17 protein-coding genes are annotated in these 19,475 nt (G+C 38.5%); 5 read left to right on the plus strand and 12 right to left on the minus strand.

All coding sequences use genetic code 11. The features are described 5' to 3' along the window. Positions 1-4 precede the first annotated feature (4 nt). Positions 5-1,021: an aspartate carbamoyltransferase catalytic subunit gene (locus C502_RS0111190; protein ID WP_018678908.1), complete on the minus strand. Its 1,017-nt coding sequence runs from the start codon at positions 1,019-1,021 to the stop codon at positions 5-7. Between the two features lie 571 nt (positions 1,022-1,592). Continuing rightward, positions 1,593-1,964 (minus strand): hypothetical protein, encoded by a 372-nt coding sequence (locus C502_RS0111195; RefSeq protein ID WP_018678909.1) that lies wholly within the window; start codon positions 1,962-1,964, stop codon positions 1,593-1,595. A gap of 607 nt (positions 1,965-2,571) precedes the next feature. Between C502_RS0111195 and C502_RS0111200 the strand changes: the two genes are divergently transcribed. Next, positions 2,572-2,805 carry a hypothetical protein gene (locus tag C502_RS0111200; RefSeq protein WP_154650418.1) on the plus strand — a complete coding sequence of 78 codons (234 nt, stop codon included), beginning with the start codon at positions 2,572-2,574 and terminating at the stop codon, positions 2,803-2,805. Between the two features lie 78 nt (positions 2,806-2,883). Next, positions 2,884-5,088 carry a bifunctional 23S rRNA (guanine(2069)-N(7))-methyltransferase RlmK/23S rRNA (guanine(2445)-N(2))-methyltransferase RlmL gene (gene rlmKL, locus C502_RS0111205; protein ID WP_018678911.1) on the plus strand — a complete coding sequence of 735 codons (2,205 nt, stop codon included), beginning with the start codon at positions 2,884-2,886 and terminating at the stop codon, positions 5,086-5,088. A gap of 14 nt (positions 5,089-5,102) precedes the next feature. Here rlmKL and C502_RS0111210 read toward each other — a convergent pair whose 3' ends face one another. Next, positions 5,103-5,522: a hypothetical protein gene (locus C502_RS0111210; RefSeq protein ID WP_018678912.1), complete on the minus strand. Its 420-nt coding sequence runs from the start codon at positions 5,520-5,522 to the stop codon at positions 5,103-5,105. Positions 5,523-5,686: 164 nt separating this feature from the next. Beyond that, entirely contained in the window at positions 5,687-8,266 is a 2,580-nt protein-coding gene (gene clpB / locus C502_RS0111215; RefSeq protein WP_018678913.1) for an ATP-dependent chaperone ClpB, read from the minus strand. Between the two features lie 261 nt (positions 8,267-8,527). Here clpB and C502_RS0111220 point away from each other — a divergent pair, with 261 nt between their 5' ends. Further along, positions 8,528-9,328, plus strand: a complete 801-nt coding sequence (locus C502_RS0111220) for a M23 family metallopeptidase (RefSeq protein ID WP_023274581.1) — start codon at positions 8,528-8,530, stop codon at positions 9,326-9,328. A 68-nt stretch (positions 9,329-9,396) separates the two neighbouring features. Here C502_RS0111220 and C502_RS0111225 read toward each other — a convergent pair whose 3' ends face one another. After that, entirely contained in the window at positions 9,397-9,819 is a 423-nt protein-coding gene (locus tag C502_RS0111225; RefSeq protein ID WP_018678915.1) for an OsmC family protein, read from the minus strand. Between the two features lie 148 nt (positions 9,820-9,967). Between C502_RS0111225 and crp the strand changes: the two genes are divergently transcribed. Both crp and C502_RS0111235 read left to right on the plus strand, forming a co-directional pair. Next, positions 9,968-10,675 (plus strand): cAMP-activated global transcriptional regulator CRP, encoded by a 708-nt coding sequence (gene crp / locus C502_RS0111230; protein ID WP_018678916.1) that lies wholly within the window; start codon positions 9,968-9,970, stop codon positions 10,673-10,675. A gap of 204 nt (positions 10,676-10,879) precedes the next feature. Next, positions 10,880-11,653 carry a M48 family metallopeptidase gene (locus tag C502_RS0111235; protein ID WP_018678917.1) on the plus strand — a complete coding sequence of 258 codons (774 nt, stop codon included), beginning with the start codon at positions 10,880-10,882 and terminating at the stop codon, positions 11,651-11,653. 71 nt (positions 11,654-11,724) lie between these two features. On the opposite strand, the gene C502_RS0111240 is transcribed toward C502_RS0111235, so the two are convergent. The 7 genes from C502_RS0111240 to C502_RS0111270 form a co-directional block, all read right to left on the minus strand. Then, positions 11,725-13,452, minus strand: coding sequence for an acetyl/propionyl/methylcrotonyl-CoA carboxylase subunit alpha (locus C502_RS0111240; RefSeq protein WP_018678918.1), 1,728 nt, complete (start codon positions 13,450-13,452; stop codon positions 11,725-11,727). Continuing rightward, positions 13,445-15,028 (minus strand): 5-oxoprolinase subunit B/C family protein, encoded by a 1,584-nt coding sequence (locus C502_RS0111245; protein WP_018678919.1) that lies wholly within the window; start codon positions 15,026-15,028, stop codon positions 13,445-13,447. Before C502_RS0111245 ends, C502_RS0111240 begins: the two co-directional genes overlap by 8 nt. A 32-nt stretch (positions 15,029-15,060) precedes the next feature. Next, entirely contained in the window at positions 15,061-15,819 is a 759-nt protein-coding gene (locus C502_RS0111250) for a LamB/YcsF family protein (protein WP_018678920.1), read from the minus strand. 154 nt (positions 15,820-15,973) lie between these two features. Further along, positions 15,974-16,768, minus strand: a complete 795-nt coding sequence (locus C502_RS0111255) for a 4'-phosphopantetheinyl transferase family protein (RefSeq protein ID WP_018678921.1) — start codon at positions 16,766-16,768, stop codon at positions 15,974-15,976. A 6-nt stretch (positions 16,769-16,774) separates the two neighbouring features. Beyond that, entirely contained in the window at positions 16,775-17,437 is a 663-nt protein-coding gene (gene elbB, locus C502_RS0111260; RefSeq protein ID WP_018678922.1) for an isoprenoid biosynthesis glyoxalase ElbB, read from the minus strand. A gap of 93 nt (positions 17,438-17,530) precedes the next feature. Next, entirely contained in the window at positions 17,531-18,337 is an 807-nt protein-coding gene (locus C502_RS0111265; protein WP_018678923.1) for an AraC family transcriptional regulator, read from the minus strand. Between the two features lie 97 nt (positions 18,338-18,434). Then, positions 18,435-19,427 (minus strand): porin, encoded by a 993-nt coding sequence (locus C502_RS0111270; protein ID WP_018678924.1) that lies wholly within the window; start codon positions 19,425-19,427, stop codon positions 18,435-18,437. Between the last annotated feature and the right edge of the window lie 48 nt (positions 19,428-19,475).

The following is a 19,475-nucleotide window of genomic DNA, read 5'->3' on the forward strand; positions in this document are numbered from 1 at the left end:
TCCTTTACAGTGCAATCGCTTCAATTAAACCTTGTTCTTGTAACTGCCCTTGCATTGCAAGTGCCAGTACCGCCATACGAACAGCGATACCATTAGTGACTTGTTTCAAAATCACAGATTGATCACCATCAGCAACACTTGAATCAATCTCAACCCCACGGTTCATTGGCCCAGGATGCATAACGATACAATCAGGTTTAGCCAAAGCAAGACGCTCTTTATTTAAACCATACATTTTATAAAATTCAGATTGAGAAGCTAATGCAGGCGAATCAATACGTTCATTTTGAATACGTAAAGCAATAATGACATCACAATCTGTCACACCCGCATCCATTTGATTAAATAAACGAACATGCTCACCATATTCATTAAAACCAACAGGTAACAAAGTATTCGGTGCAATCACTCGAATATCTTTACAACCGAGTGTTTGCAATGCCGCTACATTTGAACGTGCAACACGTGAATGTTTAATATCACCAATAATCGCGACACTTAACGCTTCAAATGGCTTCTTGGTTTCACGGCGAATCGTCAACATGTCCAACATCGCCTGAGTCGGATGTGCGTGACGACCATCACCAGCATTAATAATCGCAACTTTCGGGCATACATCTTTTGCAATAAAGTGAGCCGCACCCGAAGATGAATGACGTACCACGAAAATATCCGCAGCCATTGCCTCTAAATTCCAAAGTGTGTCACGTAAAGTCTCACCTTTAGAAGTACTTGAACGAGCAATATCAATATTCAAGACATTTGCAGACAAACGTTTTGCCGCAGCTTCAAACGTTGTGCGAGTACGAGTAGAGTTTTCAAAAAACAGATTCATGACCGTCAGTCCTTCCAATAACGGACGGTTAATCAAATTATTATTGTCGTCTAAAAAGCTTTGTGCGGTATCTAAAATCTTGGTCAGGCTTTCTTTAGAAAGACCTTCAATAGTTAAAAAGTGCTTTAAATTTCCTTGTTGATTGAGTTGAATCTGACTCAGAGTATGCAATGCTGCCAAGTGCATAAGAGATTCCCTATACGTTAAGTTAAGGCATTATACAGACTTTAGATTTCATTCGTCGTTGAAGTTTTCAGCACTTAACTAAAAATATTGTTGATTTTTCGCTATCGCTATTTTTATTAATTTTCATAGACCAAGTGACCTCAGCTGTATCTATTGAAAAAAGTTCATTCTTAATCATTTGATCCAATCTCAGCACTATTCTGGTCAAAAAAATTTATTTTTATTCTCCATTATCAGTAAATTTATATTTTTTTAATTACGATAATATCGAACCATCGCACCAAAATTAGGATTAATGGCTTTAAACTTAGCAACTTGCTTCATTATGGTTCAACTTTTTCTTCCACGTAAAGAAAATAAATAGATTTTTCTCGTCTACCAAAGACAATAACCTAAAAGTTTAACTTACCTCAATACGGCAACTTGAATGGATATTTAAAATAATATTCAGCAGAATTAAGCCAGATATTCATATTATTATTTTATCTCAATAAAAAAAGGGGGACAGAATATCTTCCCCCCTATAAATTGCATCCATATTTTTAGATTTATATATTTTTATTGTTATAAATTAGCGCAATGCACCAATATAGTGATGTGCGACTTGAGCTTGATAAATTTCTTCTGGTGTGACTTCGGCAGAATACGCATCTAAATCGTCTACTGGTTCTGTTTTTAAATCACCTTTGCTCTCTTCTAGAACCAAGCTAGGCTCTGGATATAAGTCAATTACAGAACTTAAACGAGCTGCGTAACGCTCTAACTCTACATCTTTTGTTTCCAAAGCAAATTCAACAACATATCTAGCATAATCTTTGTCATGCACTAAATACATAACATCAATTACACGACCAGATACGCGTCTTAATCGAACATACATTTGGGTTGCTATTGCAAAGGCTTCCGCATTTACTACAATTTCATGATTCATATTTGCTTTCATAACGTCCTCACATCGTTGGGAGAAGTGTTTATTGATAACTCATGTAAATAAAAGCAAAATATGTACCAATGATTAAATTTGCATAACTTTTTATTAGCGTATAATACTTAATTTATCTAAAATTCAAAAAATAAGGAAAATATTAGTCATTCAAAATTTAGATTAAGGATGTTGGTACAGTCAAAACCATGATATTGAAAATTTCTTTGATTTATTGTGCACCCTACATCTGGTTATTGATATTTTCAAATAAGCAAACGGTTAACACTTATATCTAATCCATGAAACACTTAAATCACAATTTTAACAAGAGATTTCTATGTCATGGCTTCGTCGACATGCTTTTAACCTGCAAGATAAAAATTCCCCCACAGCATGACAAACTCTCTTTGAAATTACATCTGACAAAGACTATATTGGTCATTACTTAAATATATTATTTACCTATTTTAATGATTTATATTTCTTACCAAATATTGATTTGGAGGAAGAATATAGCTTCAACTATCCTGACACTCTAGTAACTTCCAACGATCAACGGCATTTAATTGATGAAATTGATCGTTTTTTTCAGGCTTTAAGCCAAGAAACACAATAGATGTGGGCTATGCTTATTTCCCCAAGTACAGATATTACACTTTGGGATGAAAAAGATATCAAACAATATGGCTATACACTCACCATATGGGCAAACAATGCAATACAAGATATACATGAATATCAGAACTGTCAGGAATATAGGTCTGAAGATGCTTTAGTTGCAGTATTACTTGTCCAAAGAACTTTACAATATGCCCTAGACCACAAGTTAGATTTAATACATAGAACATGGAAAGGCTAAACACTAAAAGAAAAACCCTCATTTCCACTCCAAAATCAGTTAAAATACTCGATTGCTAAAAACGTTTTGGAAATTTGAATGAACGCTAAACCACGTCTAACAGACTATTGGGTAACCTGTGCAGACGGGCTTGAAACCTTATTACAACAAGAGCTTGAAGATTTAGGTATTCAAAATATCCAACGTTTTGCTGGGCGTTTAGTATTTAAAGGGTCATTGGAAAATGCATATCGCATTTGTATGTGGTCACGTCTTGCTTCTCGTGTACTGTTACCCATCCATACACATGAACTTGAATATACACATGATGCCCGTGATGTTGCAGAAGAGCTCTATGAAGGTGCAATTAGCTTTGACTGGTCTCTAATTTTTGCACCACAAAGTACCTTTGCGGTTCGTTTGCATGTAGAACGCGAAATTAAAGTCAATTCGCAATTCGCTACACTACGTGTAAAAGATGGTGTTGTTGACTCATTTATGGAAGCTGTTGGAAAACGTCCAAGTGTTGATATTAAACAACCTGAAATTACACTTTATGTTTTAGCAGGAAAAACTCAACACACTTATTGCTTAGATTTATCAGGTGATTCATTACATAAACGTGGCTACCGTCACTTTATGACGGATGCACCGATTAAAGAAAACCTTGCAGCGGCAATCTTACAAAAAGCACAACTACAACAACTGCAACCCGACTTAATTTTTGACCCAATGTGTGGTTCAGGCACATTCATTATTGAATCATTAATGATTTTAACTGATCGTGCGCCAGGTTTAGTACGTCGCTTTGGCTTCAATGGTTGGCATGGACATGATCGTGAGCTATGGTTATCACTTAAAGATGAGGCTGTTGAACGTCATGCAAAAGCCTTAGAAGCACCATTACCAAAATTTTATGCTTATGATGCCGATTGGGAAGCTGTGAAAGCCACTCGCCAAAACATCATTGCGGCAGGTTTTGAAAAAATCCTCGATCAGATTCAAATTGAGGAACGTACTTTAGCTGATTGGGATGATTTCCACGCTGAAGGTAAAAAAGCCTTTATTGTCACCAACCCGCCTTATGGGGAACGTTTAGGTGATAAGGCGTCTAGTCGATCATTCTATTTAGGCCTATCAGGATTATTACAAAAGAATTTTCCAAATCAACCTGTTGCCGTGATTGCAGCACAAATTGAACAAGCAGATGTACTTGCCATTAACGAACCTCAAACTTTACGTTTGATGAATGGTAAACTTCCAATCTATATCCGTTTCGGCACAGTAAAGCCTGCAGCCGTAGTTCAACCATTCTTGGCGACTTGGCAACCTCAGCAATTTGAAAAAATTGAAGGTGCGGAAGATTTTACCAATCGTTTGCAAAAAAATATGCAAGCCTTAAAGAAATGGGCTGTGAAGGAAAATATTTTTTGCTTACGTTTATATGATGCCGATTTACCTGATTTTAACATTGCCGTCGATTTATATGGAGATCGTTTGCATGTTCAGGAATATGCACCACCAAAAACGATTGATCCTGAAAAAGCAAAAAAACGCTTTAATTTAGGCTTGGCTGCCATTCGTGCAGTAACAGGCTTAAATCGTGATGCAATTTTTATCAAAACCCGTGCAAAACAAACGGGAACCAATCAATATGCAAAACAAAGCACCGCATCTAAACGTTTCATTGTGCAGGAAGGCAAAGCTAAAATTTTAGTCAATTTAACAGACTATTTAGACACTGGTTTATTCTTGGATCACCGCCAAATCCGCCTAAGAATTGCGGCAGAAGCACGTGGTAAACACTTCCTGAACTTGTATAGTTATACCTCTACTGCAAGTCTACATGCCGCTTTAGGTGGCGCAGCAAGTACGACGAGTGTCGACCTATCAAATACTTATTTAAATTGGTCAAAAGAAAACTTTGTATTGAATGGTTTAACTGTAGATCATGCTGATGAACAACATATGTTCTTTTCGAGCGATTGCTTTGAATGGTTAAAAGAAGGTCATGAACAATATGATCTCATCTTCATTGACCCGCCAACTTTCTCTAACTCAAAAAAGTTTTACGGCACATTTGATGTACAACGCGACCATGTTTCTCTGCTTAAACGTGCAATGAACCGTTTAACCAGTGATGGCACTTTGTACTTCTCAAATAACTATCGTGGGTTTGAGTTAGATGAAGAAATCGAGGCGATGTATCAAGTTGAAGAAATTACTTCTGAAACGATAGGCTTAGACTTTAAACGTAATCAGAAAATTCACCGTGCTTGGAAAATTCAACACCCAGCTGTATAAGTTAGAATTGAATCTTACTTATACGTTATTTTACTTTTTTTCACATTTGATGAGTCAAATTCATAAATCATAAAGCGATCAGGAGCCTCATCATGGGGCTTCATGGTTGCTTTCTTTTTCTCACGAACATCCATGACGGCAGTTTTCTTTTGTTCTTCATAAGGTGATAAAGCCCCTTCTGCGAGCATACTGATCCGTATTTCACGTAAATTACGATCACTTAATACTTTTTGTGCAAGCCAGCGTTGTTCTATAGGTTTTAAAGCATCCTGCTCAGCTTTTCTAATACTATTTGGTAATCTATTATTCAATATCCCTGTTTCAAGTGCTAATGATCCTTCAGCCATTGGTTGTGCTGCCCAGCTCATTAACGGTAAAACAGCACTGAACAAAATTACACCCATACTGATGTAATGATGTTGCTTTTTCTCCATTGCAATTCATCCTGAATTTTGTTCTTATTTGGCTTGAAACTATCAAGTTTTTATCAAACTAGCAATGTCATTGGTAACTTTCCTTTAGAAATCGGATAAGTTGCACCAATATAAAAAAAGATGGTGATTTTCATCACCATCTTTTTATTTTTTTATCAAAATGATTAACTCAACTTCATTTTATCAAACACAAGATGCCCATCTTCACCTTTGATTAAGATGTTATCTCCTGCTTGGAACTCACCAGATAAAATCTTATGAGCCAAACTATTTTCCACTTGTTGCTGAATCGCTCGTTTTAATGGTCGTGCACCATAAATAGGATCGAAACCCGCATCAATTAATAAATCAAATGCTGTATCGTCCACAGTTAAAGCCATATCACGTTCACTTAATCGTGCACGTAGACGATCTAACTGAATATCGGCGATGCCACGAATCTGAGCTTTTTGTAATGAATGGAAAATCACCAATTCATCAATACGGTTAATGAACTCTGGACGGAAATGCTGACTTACTGCACTCATCACTACAGTACGAAGCTCATCATCAGTTGCCCCCTCACCCAATTCACGAACATCCTGTGAACCGAGATTAGACGTCATCACGATCACTGTATTTTTAAAATCAATCACTCGACCTTGTGAGTCTGTTAAACGACCGTCATCCAACACTTGCAATAAGATATTGAATACATCAGGGTGCGCTTTTTCCACCTCATCAAATAAAACCACACTGTATGGTTTACGGCGTACTGCTTCAGTTAAAGCACCACCTTCTTCATAGCCAACATAACCTGGAGGTGCTCCAACCAAACGACTGACCGAATGTTTTTCCATGAACTCGGACATATCAATACGAATCATGGCATCATCACTATCAAATAAGAAATTTGCCAATGCTTTGGTTAATTCGGTTTTACCGACACCCGTTGGACCTAAGAACAAGAATGATCCACTTGGACGATTCGGGTCTGATAGACCTGCACGTGAACGGCGTACTGCATTCGAAACTGCCACTACCGCTTCATCTTGCCCAACCACACGGTTATGTAAGAAATCTTCCATACTGAGCAGCTTTTCGCGCTCGCCTTGCAACATTTTCGCCACTGGAATACCTGTTGCTGCACTCACCACTTCAGCAATTTCATTTTCAGTCACTTTAGTACGAATCAGCTTCGGTTCTTCATTTTCCTCCGCGACTTCGGCTTGCTCCAAACGTTTTTGTAACTCTGGAATCACACCATATTGCAAGCGAGCTGCTTCAGCCAAATCACCTTCACGTTTTGCTTTTTCCAAAGCCACACGTGCTTGATCCAATTCAACTTGAGCCTTCTTATCACCTTCAACTAATGTTTTTTCAGCTTTCCAAATTTCTTCTAGATCATTGTACTCTTTTTGCTTTTCAGCAATTTGCTGTTCAAGATGATTCACCTCGGCTTTACTGCCCACATCTTCATCCTTTTTCACCGCTTCCAATTGCATTTTTAACTGGATTAAACGGCGATCAAGTTTGTCTAAAGCTTCTGGCTTCGAGTCAATTTCCATTTTGATTCGAGATGCTGCTTCATCAATCAAATCAATGGCTTTATCAGGGAGTTGGCGATCAGTGATATAACGATGTGACATCTTCGCTGCGGCAATAATCGCAGAGTCTAAAATCTGAACGCCATGATGGGTCGCATATTTCTCTTTTAGACCACGTAAGATTGCGATGGTATCTTCAACACTTGGCTCATCAACAAGTACTTTTTGGAAACGACGTTCAAGCGCAGCATCTTTCTCAATATATTGACGATATTCATCTAAGGTCGTCGCACCAACACAACGCAATTCACCACGCGCTAAAGCCGGTTTCAACATATTGCCTGCATCCATTGCACCATCACCTTTACCTGCACCGACAAGCGTATGTAACTCATCAATAAACAGAATGATTTCACCTTCATGCTTTGCAAGGTCTTTGAGTACAGCTTTTAAACGTTCTTCAAATTCACCGCGATATTTAGCACCTGCAAGTAATGAACCGAGATCTAAAGACAGTACTCGTTTGCTTTTCAAACTTTCAGGGACTTCACCGTTAATAATACGTTGGGCTAAACCCTCAACAATGGCAGTTTTACCGACACCTGGTTCCCCAATTAAAACAGGGTTGTTTTTAGTACGGCGTGATAAAACTTGAATCGTACGACGAATTTCATCATCACGACCAATCACAGGGTCTAATTTACCTGCTAAAGCACGTTCAGTTAAATCAATCGTATATTTATTCAGTGAATCACGTTGATCTTCATGATTATTGCTCATGACTTTGTCATTTCCTCGAATGTTTTCAATTACTTTGCGTAAATTATCTGGTGTGACACCAACACCACTTAAAATGGTTTTGGTCTCACCTGTTTCTGCCAAACTTAACAACACCCAATCTGTAGATAAAAATTCATCACCCACTTTTTGGGCATAACGGTCAGCTAAATTCAGTGCCTTTACCGCTTCAGGATTTAGATTAATATCACCTGTTGGATTTGCTAAAGTTGGTGCATTGCTTAGTGCCTGCTCAAGCTTCTGTTTTAACTCAGGTAAACGCGCTCCTGATTGTTGCAACAAGCTCAAATTGGCTGGTTCTTCAAGTAAAGTCGACAATATGTGAATCCCTGCAATTGCAGTATGATCCTTACCCATTGCCAATGATTGTGCATCTGAGAGTGCTTGCTGTAGACGGTTGGTAAATTTTTCAAAACGCATTCTTGTTATTCCTCACAACAAATTTCTAACTTATCACTAAGATGGGAACGCTTTTTCAAATTTCAAATAAAATTTATATATTTTTCAATATTTTATAAAAAACATAAAATACAAGACTTAGTAATAATATGGGTATATAAACAACCTATTTCAAGTATATTTTGTATAGTTTTTCTATCTATTTAAATTTACGCAAAACCTTTATTGTACTTTTATGGCAAAGGTTTTAGCTTAGCGTTTTATTTAATCAAACTGATGATCATGTTACTAAAAAAAATCTATTTTTCCGCTGTTTGCCTTCTGCCTATTCACATTGCGTTTGCCCAACTACCGCAAGATTCAAGACGAGCGGGAGGAATCGCCGTTATTCCCATCACAGCAGAAGTAACTCAAATATTCTATGAACAAAGTCCTGTGCTTATTTCTCAAGAAGGCGTTCAGCGTTATGCAGTATTTGGTATTCCAATGTCAGCGCCATTAGGAACACTGACCTTAAAAACCAATCACAAGCCAATCGAAATTGAAGTGAAGCCTTATCAATACGCAGAACAGCATCTCAGTGTTAAAAATCAAGACTATGTCAATCCCAAACAAGAGCAACTAGACCGTTATGCAGTTGAAGCAAAGGAACAAAATGATATTTATCGTTCTTTTAGTCAAAGCACTTGGACACAGCTTCCTAGCTTTATTCGCCCTACGGCAGGTAAATTTAGTAACTCATTTGGACGAAAACGCTTTTTTAACCAAGAAGAACGCGCACCGCATTCAGGTTTAGATATTCCTGCACCGATTGGACAAAAAGTAATTGCCCCAGCAGATGGTATCATCATACAAACAGGAAATTACTTCTTTAATGGCAATACGGTCTTAATTGATCATGGTCAAGGCCTGATTAGTATGTTCTGCCATTTAAGTAAAATTGAAGTCACAAAAGGTCAACATATTACTCAAGGCGAGCTCTTAGGTTTAGTTGGAAATACAGGTCGAGCGACAGGTGCGCATTTACATTGGGGAATGAGTCTCAATAATGCGCGTGTCGATCCGCAGTTATTTATAAAATAAAATATAACGATCATTAAAAAAGTGATCTATAATATAGATAACTTTTTAGTTAAACTTAACAATCGAAATTATTCTGCTTCGAGAATTTCGAAGTCATGGGTAATTTCTACTCCACCATCAGATAGCATTTTGCTTGCTGAACAATATTTTTCTGCCGAAAGTTCAACTGCTTTTTCAACTTGCTTGGCTTTGACAGATTTTCCCGTTACAACAAAATGTAAGTGAATTTTTGTAAATACAGCAGGGATCGTATCAGCTCTTTCAGCTTTCAACTGACACACAACATCGGTCACATCTTGGCGAGATTTCTTTAAAATGGTCACAATATCAAACGAAGCACAACCACCAAGTCCCATTAAAATCAATTCCATAGGACGTGGACCACGGTTTTCCCCACCATATGCAGCAGAACCATCCATCACCACACTATGGCCACTTTCTGATTTCGCCTCAAAAGCAACATTCTCTAACCAATGTACACTTGTTTGCATTGCAACTACCTACGAAACGTTATAAATTTACTATGTTCTTGTACACTAGCATAAAATGAGTTGATAAGGAATTTCATCTCTTCTGTGTAGAAAAGGCTCTTATGGGGGCCTGTGCGATCGGTTTCATCCAAATTCGGAAATTTTAAGCATGACTTCAAATTTTTCACAACTTAGCACTGATGCTTTGTCTCCAGGTCAATTACCTGAATCAGTTAAAGCATTGCTAAAACGTGCTCATATTAACAGATACCCTAAACGCACCGCGATTGTTGACGCTGGAACGGAATCAAAATCACTGTATTTAATATTAAAAGGTTCAGTGTCAATCATATTACGTGAAGACGATGAGCGTGAGATTGTTGTTGCTTATCTCAACCCAGGCGATTTCTTCGGTGAGATGGGGCTTTTTGAAACAAATCCTCAACGTACCGCAGAAGTACGTACTCGAGATGTTTGCGAAATTGCCGAGATCACCTACGAAAATTTTCATGAACTCAGTAAGCAATATCCTGATCTCAGCTATGCCGTATTTGCACAGCTTGTTCGCCGTCTTAAAAATACGACACGTAAAGTAACTGATCTTGCATTTATTGATGTGTCTGGTCGTATCGCACGTTGTTTAATCGACTTATCTGCTCAACCTGAGGCGATGATCCTCCCGAATGGTCGCCAGATTCGCATTACACGTCAAGAAATTGGTCGTATCGTGGGTTGCTCACGTGAAATGGTTGGTCGTGTACTTAAAACACTCGAAGACCAAGGCATGATCCAAACGGATGGTAAGGCAATTTTAATTTTTGATACTTCTTTAGAAGAAAATGGTTTTTCTGAAGAAGAGTTTGATGATGAGGACTAACCTCCTCTAGTCGAAAATAAAATAAAAGCTAGTGTAAATACTGGCTTTTATTTTTTATAAACATGCAAAAAGTAAATCTCGATCAAATCTGATTACACAATTACTATGATTATAGAGAGAATCAGAATGTAAAGCGCTGCAAACATTTTTTATAATCCACCATAATGATGATATTGATAAGATACTGATTTGGAGCGAATAAATATGAGTAAATTAGCTTTAAGCCTTTGTGCAATGACCATGCTAACATTTTCAGGCTGTGCCTCATTTGCTGATATGGCAGGTGCAGACAGTGCCACATTAAATGCTCAGTCAGCACAAAGCTTCACAAAAATGACTCAAGAGGCACGTGCCAAAAATCAATTGGACATCAGCTCGAATACTTACCAACGTATTAATTCAGTATTTTTGCGTTTAAAGCCATATGCTGATCAAATGAATCAAACAGGTCAAAGGTTTGATTGGCAATTGGCAGTGTTAAAATCAGATACCGTCAATGCCTATGTTGCTCCTGGTGGCAAAGTCGTTTTTTATACAGGTATCGTGAACAAGCTAAATTTAACCAATGACGAAATTGCGGCAATTATGGGGCATGAAATGACCCATGCGCTTGAAGAGCATGCCAAAAGTAAAATTGGTGCGCAAGCACTTACAAACTTAGCGATAGGAATAGGTACTTCTTATGCTGGTGCAAATATCGGTGAAGCAGGTAATGCTGCAATTTCTTTAGGTAGTCAAATTGGTATTGGTTTGCCATATTCACGCAACCTTGAAAGTCGTGCCGATTATGGTGGCTTAATGCTCATGGCAAGAGCAGGATACAATCCAAATGCAGCGATTAGTCTATGGGAAAAAATGGATCGCCTAGATGGTGCAGGTGGCTCATCTTTCTTATCTACGCATCCATCAAATAGCCAACGTATTGGCGATATGCGTAAAAATTTACCCGCTGCTATGGCAGTTTATAAGCGCCGTTAATGTGTATACAGCCATTAAATCTCTAAAAGTAGATTTAATGGCACACTGCTCAATACGACAGACTGAGTTTTTTAATGAATCTCAGCAATTTTTGTATCAGCAATAATGGTCTGATTAATCACTATCAACTTTTGAATTTTCCCCGTTTGGTGAGCAAGAACAGGAACTTCCATTTTCATTGCTTCCATAATCGCAATGGTATCACCTTGGCTCACTTGATCATTTTCTTGAACGTTCCAAGTGGTAATCACACCACTAATCGGTGCTAGAACAGTATTCTCACTATGAGTAGTATTTAAGTCATTCGAATTTAAATTGAGCTGCTGTGTGCCCATTAAACTAAAAAGTACATTTGGCAAGCCAATGTGGTGAAGTTTTCCATCTATTTCAATTGGATAACGTTGTAACTCAGGCTGATTATTCAACTTACTGCGCGAATGATCGGGAAAATCATGTCGACAATCTTGTTCAATCCAACGCGTATGTACTTTAAACTCATCAACAAAGTCAGCATCAAACAAGATTGCACGATGGAATGGCAATACTGAAGCAATGCCCTCTATTTCAAAATGAGCCAATGCTCTTTTCGCACGTTGAATTGCAATTTCACGTGTTGCACCAGTGACAATCAATTTCGCAATTAACGAATCAAAATGGCTTGAAACAAGACTTCCAGTCATGACCCCAGTATCAAGACGAATACCAATTCCTGAGGGTGGATAAAAACGTGTGATCTGTCCAAAAGCAGGAATAAAACCGCGTGCTAGATCTTCTGCATTAATCCGAAATTCGATTGCATGACCTACTGGTTTTGGCATTTCCCGAATAGAAAGTGCTTCACCTAAGGCAATCCGAATTTGTTCAACCACCAAGTCAAGACCAGAAGTTTGTTCCGTCACAGGATGTTCAACCTGTAAGCGTGTATTGACCTCTAGAAATGACAGTTGACCATCTTGGCTGAGTAAGTATTCTACTGTACCGGCCCCGACATAATCAGCAGCTCGGCAGATCGCAATTGAAGATTGAATGAGTTGGGTATGAATTTGCTCATCAATAAATGGTGCAGGTGCTTCTTCCACTAGCTTTTGATTACGGCGTTGCAAAGAACAATCTCTCGTTCCCACTACCACAACATTTCCTTGCTGATCTGCAATGATTTGTGCTTCCAAATGTCTAGGTCGATCTAGATATTGCTCAACAAAACATTCTCCTCGACCGAAAGCAGCTAATGCTTCTCGTACAGCAGACTCGTATAAAGCAGCAACTTCATTCAGTTGCCAAGCGACTTTTAAGCCACGCCCACCGCCACCGTAGGCAGCTTTAATTGCAATTGGAAGACCATACTGTTTCGCAAAATCTACCGCTTCTTGAGCTGATTGAAGTGGCTGTTCAGTCCCATGCACCAACGGCGCATTTACCGATTGTGCAATCTTACGTGCCTGTATTTTGTCGCCAAGTTTATGAATGCTCTCAGGAGATGGCCCAACCCAAATCAGACCTGCATCCATCACTGCTTGGGCAAATTCGGCACGTTCTGATAAAAAACCATAACCGGGGTGAATCATGGTGGCTTGGGCTTTGTGCGCAATATCAAGAATTTTATTGATATCTAAATAGGTTTGCTGTGCTGTCTGCCCTGATAATGCCCAAGCTTCGTCAGCAAGTTTGACATGTAAACTGGCGATATCATCATCTGCATAAATGGCGACTGATCCAATTTCCATGTCCTGACAGGCTTGTATAATTCGAACAGCAATCTCTCCACGATTCGCAATCAATAGCTTATGTTTGTTATGCATGTTCTTTGATGTCCATGAAATCTGAAATTTTACGAAATTGAATATAACAACCCGTAGGAATCTGCGCGATCAAATCTAAATGATAGAATGCGACCGCAGCAATCACAGGATAACCGCCTGTTATTGGGTGATCATTCATAAATAATACAGGTTGACCGTTGGGTGGAATTTGTAAGGCGCCTGTACAACACCCCTCACTCGGTAACTCTTGATTGAACTGCCGTTGTAAAGGCAGATCACCAACTAGTTTCAATCCAATTCGATTACTCTCTGTACTGACCAACCAACTTTGCTTAAGCAATAGATCAACACTTTCATCGGCGAACCAATCCGTACGTGGGCCTAATACAACATCAATGTTAATCGTCTCACCTTGTTTAGGTAATGCAGCAGCAATTACATTTAAACTGACAGGCTGCGTTTTTAATTGGGCAGAGTAAATCTCATCACCCACTTGGATTGGTTTTGTACCCAATTCTGCCAAAGAGTCATAACTAGCACTCTTTAAGACTTGCTCAACAGCAATACCACCACGTACCGCAATATAATTTCGAATCCCTGCACTCGGTGCTGAAATATAAATTTCATCGCCATGATCTAAAGCAATCGGCTGATACAAGGCCACTTTGACTTTATCCACGTTAGCATAAGTAATCCAGACTTCCGCTTGCGCACCTGTCACAGCAATGACTGTCGCTTCTAAAACCTGTAATCGTAATCCGCCATTTAATACTTCTATAACGGCTGCATTTTTTGGATTCCCAACGATTAAATTCGCCTGCTGAAATGCACCTTGATCCATTGCTCCTGCTTGCCCCACACCCCATTCAGCAAGATGCTTACGCCCCTCGTCTTGGATCAACGCCTGTAAGCCCACATTTTTAATACGAAATACAATCGGTTTTTGAATGGATTGAGCTGGAGAAAATGACTGAGCAGGTACACTGACTTGGGTTGGATTATGGCGAATATCTTTAAAAATCACATGATCACTGGGAAGTAACAAAGCAGGCTGTTGCCGATGAATATCCCATAATGCCGCATCAGTCTGACCAATCAACTGCCACCCGCCAGGACTGTCTTTTGGATAAATCCCACTGTACTCACCCGCGAGTCCTATCGCACCCGCACTGACTTTTTTACGTGGCGATGCTAAACGCGGAATACTGCCAAAAGCATGTTCTGGGTGAATTAAATAGGCAAAACCAGGTGCGAAACCAATAAATGCAACTTGCCAGTCAACACTCGTATGCTTCTGGATCACTTGATCGGTACTGATTCCCAAGTATTCAGCGACATTATTTAAATCAATCCCGTTATAACGGACATCAATGACAATTTCTTTGCCTTTGCGCAAAGTATCCTGATTGACTTTCTGAGTTGAAATCCATCGGATCAATGTACGGAGATCAACCTGTAAAGCATCAAAGTAAATCAGTATGCTACGCGCGGCAGGAATAAGTTCCTGTATATGGGGATGATGTTTCTGTTTTAAGCAGTCATAAGCTGCCATGGTTTCTTCTAAACTTTGAAATTCAATAAGAAAACAATCTAAATTGACGGATAAAAATCGCATAAAATAGCTCTTTCAAAACGTTTAAAATTTACTCAACCATGAAAAGCACGAACTTCAACTTGATTTTCGAGCAATACTTGGCGGATCTTTTCTGCCATTTTTACCGCTCCAAACGTATCACCATGCACACAAATTGTATCCGCATGAATTACAGTGAAGTCCCCCTCAATCGACTCAATACCACCTTTCAGAACCATGTTCAGTACACGCTGAGCGACGACTTCAGCATCGTGTAAAACTGCACCATCTAAACGACGTGAAACCAATGCACCATTGCGATGATAGGCACGATCTGCAAATGCTTCAGAAATAACAGTGAGACCTTGTTCACGAGCAAAATGAATTAATGGTGAACCCGCCAATGCAACTAAAACTAATGTTTCATCAAAATGCTGCATTGCATCAATCACTGCTTGGGCTTGAGCTAAATTGGTGGCAATGGTGTTATATAACGCACCATGTGGTTTGACATAAGTCACTTTCGTTCCCACGACTTGGGCTAATCCCTGCAAAGCTGAGATCTGATAAAGCACGTCTGCGTATAACTCATCATAAGACAAATCCATATTACGGCGACCAAAACCAACCAAATCTGGATAAGAAACATGCGCACCTACACTTACATTCTGTGCGGTTGCTTGTTTTAAAGTACTTAAAATATTTAACGGATCACCTGCATGAAAACCACATGCAATATTGGCACTGCTAACGATTGAAAGAATTTGCTCATCATTGCCCATTTTCCAAGCGCCATAGCTTTCGCCTAAATCGCTGTTTAAATCAATATGCATATTTCGCCCAATGCTATTTTTTCATAATCCTATGATTGAATAATATATTCGAAATGATCACGAAATCACATATTTATCGACACTCATGGACGAGGATTTACGATCTAACTGATTGCGATATGGTGAAGAAAGAATGATCGGTTTTAGATGATAATTATTGTGCAACAAGCGTTAAAACATGCTTTTTGTGAATTTTTGCTGAAACCATAATTTGAGCTTCAAAATTGACTTCTCTGACATCAAATTTCATTGAGAGTGAATGCCCTAGAAAGATCAGCTCAGATAATTCAAAACGATGAAAATCAATACCATGATGAATTTGTTTCGAAAATGCCTTAAATATGCTTTCCTTTGCAGAGAAGATCAATGTAGCCGCGATTTCTTTACTTATTCCTTTTGCTGTTAATAACTGAAGCTCTCGTACGGAATAAACTTTCCCCTCTATTCCTAAGAAATCTGTTTTTGTCATAATCGGTTCGATATCAATTCCGACACAGCAAAGGGCTTTGGATGGTGTAACCGCACACATTGCAATAGTATCGCTATGTGTTAATGTGCCAATCAAATCTTTAGGAAATATCGGCTCTTTACGTCCGCCAATTATCACTTGCTCTAAGCAACGTTTTTCAGGCATTGCAGCTAATGCCAATTTTGCTGCATAGCGCCCTGCTAAAAACTCACTTTGCCGAACAGTGGGATAGGACTGCAACTGGGTTGGAAGCAAAATTGAGAGTTCATCAAATAGATTCATATCAAAATATTGCTGATTAAACTCACAATACGCCAAATACAAATCAAAACACGGTTCATAGAGCAACTTATGCATTTTTATAAACCGATTTGGAAGCGCACAACGAATATAAGAATTCACAAAACGATTCAGCACTGCGTCAATCTCAAATGATTGATTGAAATGGATCAGGGCAGAAATCACGCCATCCTGATCCATTGAATTTTATTTGCTCAGCTCAACCATCGCTTTCACCAACTTAGAAATCCCTTGGAAGATATCCTTTAAGTTAGCGTGGTCATCCATATAAGCTGGTGTTGTAACCAAGCGATGCGTCGTATCTACAACACAATCATTGGTTTCACAAACCTGATGCACAGCACCTGTTTTCTCAATCTCAGCAGCCGTTCCAGCATGATGACCAATCGTCAGTGTAGGTTGAAGATCACCAAACGTCAGCGCCAATAATGCAGGAGAAATACAAATCGCACCGATTGGTTTATTGCTTGTTTTAAACGCTTGCAGAACAGCAATCACGGATTGCTCGACCTCACCTTCTGAACCTTTAAAAGCAAAACTCGACAGATTCTTTGCAACGCCAAAACCACCAGGAATAAGCAGTCCATCAAACTGTTCTGCTGCCAATTCAGTAATTGGACTAATCTTGCCACGTGCAATTCGACCTGCTTCTTGTAGTACATTTCTAGTTGCAGATTGATCTGGCTCACCTGCTATATGATTCACTACGTGATATTGTTGGATATCAGGTGCAAAAATACTGTATTCAATACCTTCAATATCCAATGCCAATAGCGTTAAAACAGACTCTCGAATCTCTGCGCCATCCAAATAACCACAGCCTGATAGAATAACCGCTACTTTTTTCATATTCATTCCTTAATTTTCTTAATGATGTGTTACACACAAATAATAAGTTTATTTATTAAATCGTAATATATCCGAATACGTCATAAATTCTCCTTAATCGAGCATTTTTGTTTTACGAATTTCTCGTGGAGTCATACCAAAAAGTAGTTTGAACTGCTCAGTAAATCGAGATTGAGATTGATAACCACATTGCTCTGCAATATTACCAATATGAAATTGTGTCGTTTGTAATAAATGCAAACCATAACCTAATCGCGCTCGATTGCGAATATCTTGAATATTATTACCTTCAGTTTTTAGCTTACGTCTTAATGTTGAAGCACTCATAAATAAATTAGAAGCGATTAAATCCACAGGCCAATCACAAGAAATATCATTTGAGATCATTGATTGAACCTTCTCACTTAGACTCGGAGGCTCAACAATATTACAAACATCTTTGTAGCCTGAATGATAAATAATCTCCAGTATTTCTCTTTTTCTCAGTCTCATTACTTGAGCAGGTGCAATCGATGAGAATTCCATAAATTGGCATAATGCACTGGCAAGTACAGGGTTGATGTCACCCTGAAAATATTTTTTATACGGCGCGGGGCTTTTAGGGAGTTCAGCAAAATCTTCATGTTCAAAATCAATAAGTACTGCAAAATATTCTGCTTGAATCGGAATATTACGCATATCTATTCGAGGACTATTCGATAAAAATACAAAGCTACCCGACAGACATTCGACTGAGCCAGACTTACCCAATTGCTTAGTACCGCTCAATATAAAAATGAGTAATGGCTTTATAATCGGGACATTGGTAATCATCTGTTCTTTATGAGATGAATAAACTGAAAAAGGTAATTGTGATTGGTTTTTAATTGCTTTTTTAGCAACTACAATAATATTATCCATAATTAAGCGTTCGGGATATAAGCGAACTCTTCCCGCTTATATCCCAAAACTCTACCCCTAATATTAAATTAATGTCCCATAAATAAATTTAAAGTTTTTAAAAATCGATATGATAATTAAAACCTAAAGCCAAATTCTTTTGATGATGACCATTATCTAGATCGATGTAAGTTCCCAATAAATAGAGTTCCCCACCTTTAATCCAATTATAGAAAGCACCTAATGTTAAACTTTGACCATCTCCAGAATAACGTGAACCATTGATCAATTTAAAATCTGCATTCGACACATGCCCAATTGCAGCAGCAACCCGACCAAAATTGGCAATCGGCTTTTGAACAGAGAGATTCAAATATTCATCTTTACCAGAACGCATCGTATTAATGTGTTCATAAGAAGAAGACCACTGCCAATCGTCAAGCTTTTTACGATAATACAATCTGGTTGCATTTTTATTATTGCTCCCATTCGCAACCGTTGGCTTTTCACCTAGATCAACATATTGGATTCCCAACACATCTGCTTCATTACTATATTCTAGACCAAGGTGTATATCACCATTAGAATTTGTACCAGTATAACCAAGATTCGCTTTTAGGTTATTCATTTTAGGGGAATAATAGAAAATACTATCGTTCGTAAAACCCCGAGTCATACTCGAGAAACCAAAGCTATTTGCTGCAAACGTTGTTCCTGCAGGCGTATCCCAAAATGGGTCTCCTTGTTTACCTGCTAGTTTGTACGCGGTATTCATTTTACCCACTTCAAGCGAGCCATACTCTGGATCACTAATAGAATAACTACTGATAATTTTATCGGCATCAATAAAATGGTCACCCATAAAATCAATCGCTGTATGGTAGCTATACTTGAATGTTGTTGTACCACACTTTAATAAAACGGAACCTCCTACTCTCGATGCATTATTAGATGTTTTTCTATATGCATCTTCACCCGATAGATTATCTACATCAAAATAACCGAGTGCATAAGCCAAACGTAGATTAAGCTTATAATCTGGCTCACATGATTGATTTGCAAACGCAGAAACAGGCAATACTAAAAGTGAAACTATCGTCAAAGTTTTCATATATTTCCTTTGCATAAAGCTTAGGCGAGAAAATCACTTTTCTCGCCT

The sequence above is a fragment of the Acinetobacter tjernbergiae DSM 14971 = CIP 107465 genome (assembly GCF_000374425.1).
In the GTDB taxonomy this organism is placed as follows: Bacteria; Pseudomonadota; Gammaproteobacteria; order Pseudomonadales; family Moraxellaceae; genus Acinetobacter; species Acinetobacter tjernbergiae.